Origin of the sequence: Mesorhizobium sp. (assembly GCF_005063415.1) — a bacterium.
GTDB lineage: Bacteria > Pseudomonadota > Alphaproteobacteria > Rhizobiales > Rhizobiaceae > Mesorhizobium.
In genome coordinates, this window is record NZ_SUEG01000237.1 from 1 (window position 1) to 4,840 (window position 4,840).

The following is a 4,840-nucleotide window of genomic DNA, read 5'->3' on the forward strand; positions in this document are numbered from 1 at the left end:
GATCAGTACCGCCTCGGCCGCTCGCTGGAAGCTGTGGTCGAGGATGCGGTCAATGCCGTCGGCGTCGATCTCAACACGGCGTCGGCGCCGCTTCTGGCGCGGGTTTCGGGTCTCGGCGCATCGCTGGCCGAGGCGATTGTTGCGCACCGGGACGCGACCGGCCCGTTCGCCAGCCGCCGCGAACTGTTGAAGGTCTCCCGCCTTGGACCCCGCGCGTTCGAGCAATGCGCCGGCTTCCTGCGCATTCCCGACGGCAGCGAGCCGCTCGATGCCTCGGCGGTGCATCCGGAAGCCTATGGCGTGGCCAAGAAGATCGTCGCCGCCTGCGGGCGCGACGTCCGCTCGCTGATGGGCGACAGCGCCGCACTCAAGGCGCTCGATCCGCGCGTCTTCGTCGACGAGCGCTTCGGCCTGCCGACGGTGCGCGACATCCTGGCGGAGCTGGAAAAGCCCGGCCGCGATCCGCGCCCCTGCTTCAAGACCGCGACCTTCGCCGATGGCATCGACGACATCAAGGATCTGAAGCCCGGCATGCAGCTTGAAGGCACCGTCACCAATGTCGCGGCCTTCGGCGCCTTTGTCGATATCGGCGTGCACCAGGACGGGTTGGTGCACGTCTCGCAACTGGCGGATCGGTTCGTCAAGGACGCGCACGAGGTGGTCAAGGCCGGCGACGTGGTCAAGGTGCGTGTCGTCGACGTCGATATCAAGCGCAAGCGCATCGGCTTGTCGATGCGCAAGGACGGCGACGGTGGCGCACCAAAGCCACGCGACAATGGCAGCAGGCCGGTGCCGCGCGCGCCCGCCCAACGCCAGCCGGAGCGGCCGGCGCAGCAGGGCGCGTTCGGCGCCGCTTTGGCCGATGCGTTGAAGCGGAAGTAATTTCGCCAGCCAGGTAGTGGCAGGTCAGAAGGCGGCGCTCGACATTGATGATCCATCACCAATGCTCATGGATCGGCGAAGCTATTTCGTTTGATTTTTTCAGGACGGGAGCCGATAAGCCGCGCGTTTCAAGATTTCTGTTTCGATGCATGTCGTTATCTCCAAGCTGCCGGACACCCTCGGGTCAGGCCCGCGGGCAAGCTTTGGGCGACATACATGAGTTTGGGAGACCGAGAGCCATGGCCGCCGATAAGAACGCATTCGTCTGGGATGATCCTTTCCTGATCGAGGACCAGCTTTCGGAAGACGAGCGCATGGTGCGCGATGGCGCCGCGGCGTTTGCCGCCGACAAGCTCGCTCCGAAGATCGAGGAAGCCTATCTCGAGGAAAAGACCGACGCCGGGATCTTTCGCGAAATGGGCGAGGCTGGTCTGCTCGGCATCACCATTCCCGAGGAATATGGCGGGCTCGGCGCCAACTACGTCACCTACGGGCTGGTCGCGCGGGAAGTGGAACGGATCGACTCGGGTTATCGCTCGATGATGAGCGTGCAGTCGTCGCTGGTGATGTATCCGATCCATGCCTATGGCTCGGAAGAGCAGCGCAAGAAATACCTGCCGAAGCTGGCGTCGGGCGAATGGATCGGCTGCTTTGGCCTGACCGAACCGGATGCCGGTTCCGACCCGGGCGGCATGAAGACGCGGGCCGAAAAGACCGCGAACGGCTACAGGATCTCCGGTTCGAAGATGTGGATTTCCAACGCGCCGATCGCCGACGTGTTCGTCATCTGGGCAAAATCGGCCGCGCATGACAACGAGATTCGCGGCTTTGTGCTGGAAAAGGGCATGAACGGGCTGTCGGCGCCGAAGATCGGCGGCAAGCTGTCGCTGCGAGCCTCGATCACCGGCGAAGTGGTGATGGAAGGCGTCGAGGTCGGCGAGGACGCGTTGCTGCCCAATGTCTCGGGCCTGAAAGGGCCGTTCGGCTGCCTCAACCGGGCGCGCTACGGCATCTCCTGGGGAGCCATGGGCGCGGCGGAAGATTGCTGGCATCGCGCCCGCCAGTATGGCCTCGACCGCAAGCAGTTCGGCAAGCCGCTGGCCGGCACGCAGCTTTTCCAGAAGAAGCTCGCCGACATGCAGACCGAGATCGCGCTGGGCCTGCAGGGCAGCCTGCGCGTCGGGCGGCTGATGGATGAAGGCAAGATGGCGCCGGAGATGATCTCGCTCGTCAAGCGCAACAATTGCGGCAAGGCGCTCGACATCGCCCGCCAGGCCCGCGACATGCATGGCGGCAATGGCATCCAGATCGGCTACCACGTTATGCGCCACGCCCAGAACCTGGAGACCGTCAACACCTATGAGGGCACGCATGACGTGCATGCGCTGATCCTCGGACGGGCGCAGACCGGGTTGCAGGCGTTCTTTTAGCATTGGCAGGTGTCCTCCGCTTCCAGGGCGCCTCTGCCTGGCATCTCCCCTCGCAAAGCGGCAGATCGGCAATTTTCGCCGACGGTGCCACATTTTGTTCTTGCTTTGTGCCGGCTGCTATGCTACTAATTTGGTTATGGTGCTAATTGGCACCGACGACCCGCCCACCGAGGCGGGTTTTCTTTTCAGCTCTTTTGGACCAAGCATCGCGCGTGCTGCCGATCATCGATATCGGCGGGACAGCGCCCGGTGCTGACCCGCCGGCCTTCGGCTCCGCAGCGTTGCAACGTCTTGCCGCCACGCTGCGGAATCCCAGGGTCGGCGCTCCGTTTCGTGAGGGTGTGAAGCTGCTTAATTTAGGTGCAGCGCAACATCTCTGCTTGGAGAATGGTCAGCATTCGTGTCAGGGTTCAGCGAACTCCTTTTGAAACGCCGACTTCAGGGGCACCATGGCAATTCTGGCAGCCGTCTATCACCTGACCCACTACAAATACGACCGGCCGGTCGTCTTGGGCCCGCAAGTCATAAGGTTGCAGCCTGCGCCGCATTCCCGCACGAAAGTGCTCAGTCATTCGCTGAAAGTCGGGCCGGCAAATCACTTCGTCAATCTGCAGCAGGATCCCTACGGCAATTTCCTTGCCCGCTTCGTCTTTCCCGACCCGGTAACGGAATTGAAGATCGAGGTCGACCTCGTTGCCGACATGACGGTCTACAATCCGTTCGATTTCTTCGTCGAACCGTCGGCCGAGACGTTTCCGTTCGAATACCCCGAAGAGATCAGGGACGATCTGACCATCTACCGTACGCCGGAACCGGCAGGGCCACTGTTGCAGGCGTTCCTCAAAACCGTCGACCGCAGTGCGACCAATACCGTCAATTTTGTCGTCGATCTCAATGCGCGGCTGCAACGTGAGATCGCCTATATCGTGCGCATGGAAACCGGCGTCTTCTCGCCCGAGGAAACGCTGGCCGCCGGCAAGGGATCGTGTCGGGATTCGAGCTGGCTCCTGGTGCAGATATTGAGGAACCTCGGCATCGCCGCGCGTTTCGTCTCCGGCTACCTGATCCAGCTCAAACCCGACCTCGTCGCGCTTGACGGGCCGCCTGGCACGGCGACCGATTTCACCGATCTTCATGCCTGGTGCGAGGTGTATCTGCCGGGCGCCGGCTGGATCGGCTTCGACCCGACCTCCGGCCTGCTCACCGGCGAAAGCCATGTGCCGCTCGCGGCAACGCCGCATTTCCGCAATGCCGCGCCGATCTCCGGCATGGCGAGCTTCGCCAATGTCGAGTTCGGCTTCGACATGCGGGTCGACCGCATCGCCGAACATCCGCGTATCACCAAGCCGTTCTCCGACGAGAGCTGGCAGGCGCTCGATGCACTCGGCAACCAAGTCGATGCAGCACTCCAGGGCGGCGATGTGCGGCTGACCATGGGCGGCGAACCGACCTTTGTCTCGATCGACGATTTCGAGGCTGCCGAGTGGAACACGGCAGCCGTCGGGCCGACAAAACGCGAAAAGGCCGATGCGCTGATCCGCCGGCTGCGCGAACGGTTCGCGCCGGGCGGATTCCTGCATTATGGGCAGGGCAAATGGTATCCCGGCGAAAGCCTGCCGCGCTGGACCTTCTCGCTCTACTGGCGCACCGACGGCGAGCCGGTGTGGAGCGACCCGTCGCTGATCGCGCATGAAAAGAGCGAGGCGGATGTCGGACCGAAGCAGGCCGAAAGCCTGCTGACGGCAATCGCCGACGAACTCGGCATCGACAAGACGATGGTCAGCGAAGCCTATGAGGATCCGGCTGAATGGCTGCTGAAGGAAGGCAAGCTGCCGGACAACGTCGATCCTTCCAATTCGAAGCTGGAGGACCCGGAGGAGCGCAGCCGCATGGCGCGGGTGTTCGAACGCGGGCTGACGAAGCCGTCGGGCTATGTGCTGCCGGTCCAGCGCTGGAACAGCCAGGCTTCCGGGCCGCGCTGGCGCTCGGAGAAATGGAAGACGCGGCGCGGCAGGCTGTTCCTGGTGCCCGGCGATTCGCCGGTCGGCTACCGCCTGCCGCTCGGCACGTTGCCTTATGTGCCGCCGGCGCAGTTCCCTTATATCGTGCCGGTCGATCCATCGCTGCCGCGCGGACCCTTGCCGGCGCGTGAGGCGATCTTGCCCGGTTCTGCTTCTTCGCCCGCTCCGGCCGAACTGGAAGGCGCCGACGAGATGGCGCGACGCCAGCAGGCGGTCTCCTTCACGGCCGTTACCGGCCAGCAGGACCGTGTCGAACAGGAGCTGCGCGACGGACGGCTTTGTGTGTTCATGCCGCCGGTCGAGGCGCTGGAGGATTATCTCGAACTGGTCGCGGCGGCGGAGAACGCGGCAAGGGCGATCGGCCTGCCGGTGCATATCGAGGGCTACGGCCCGCCGCACGATCCGCGCCTCAATGTCATCCGTGTCGCTCCTGATCCCGGCGTCATCGAGGTCAATATCCACCCCGCCGCGAATTGGCAGGATTGCGTGGCGACGACCACGGCGATC

The 4,840-nt window shown here is 63.7% G+C and carries 3 protein-coding genes; all 3 read left to right on the forward strand.

Going from position 1 to position 4,840, the window contains the following annotated elements:
• Positions 1-882 (forward strand): helix-hairpin-helix domain-containing protein (locus E5W70_RS30760; protein WP_292665022.1); only part of this gene is annotated, 882 nt, incomplete at its 5' end.
• 239 nt (positions 883-1,121) lie between these two features.
• Positions 1,122-2,312 carry an acyl-CoA dehydrogenase gene (locus E5W70_RS30765; protein WP_292665023.1) on the forward strand — a complete coding sequence of 397 codons (1,191 nt, stop codon included), beginning with the start codon at positions 1,122-1,124 and terminating at the stop codon, positions 2,310-2,312.
• A gap of 449 nt (positions 2,313-2,761) precedes the next feature.
• Positions 2,762-4,840 (forward strand): transglutaminase family protein (locus E5W70_RS30770; protein ID WP_292665024.1); only part of this gene is annotated, 2,079 nt, incomplete at its 3' end.

Coding starts and splice junctions, on each gene's coding strand:
- E5W70_RS30765 (WP_292665023.1), top strand. CDS start 1,122: ATGGCCGCCGATAAGAACGCATTCGTCTGGGATGATCCTTTCCTGATC.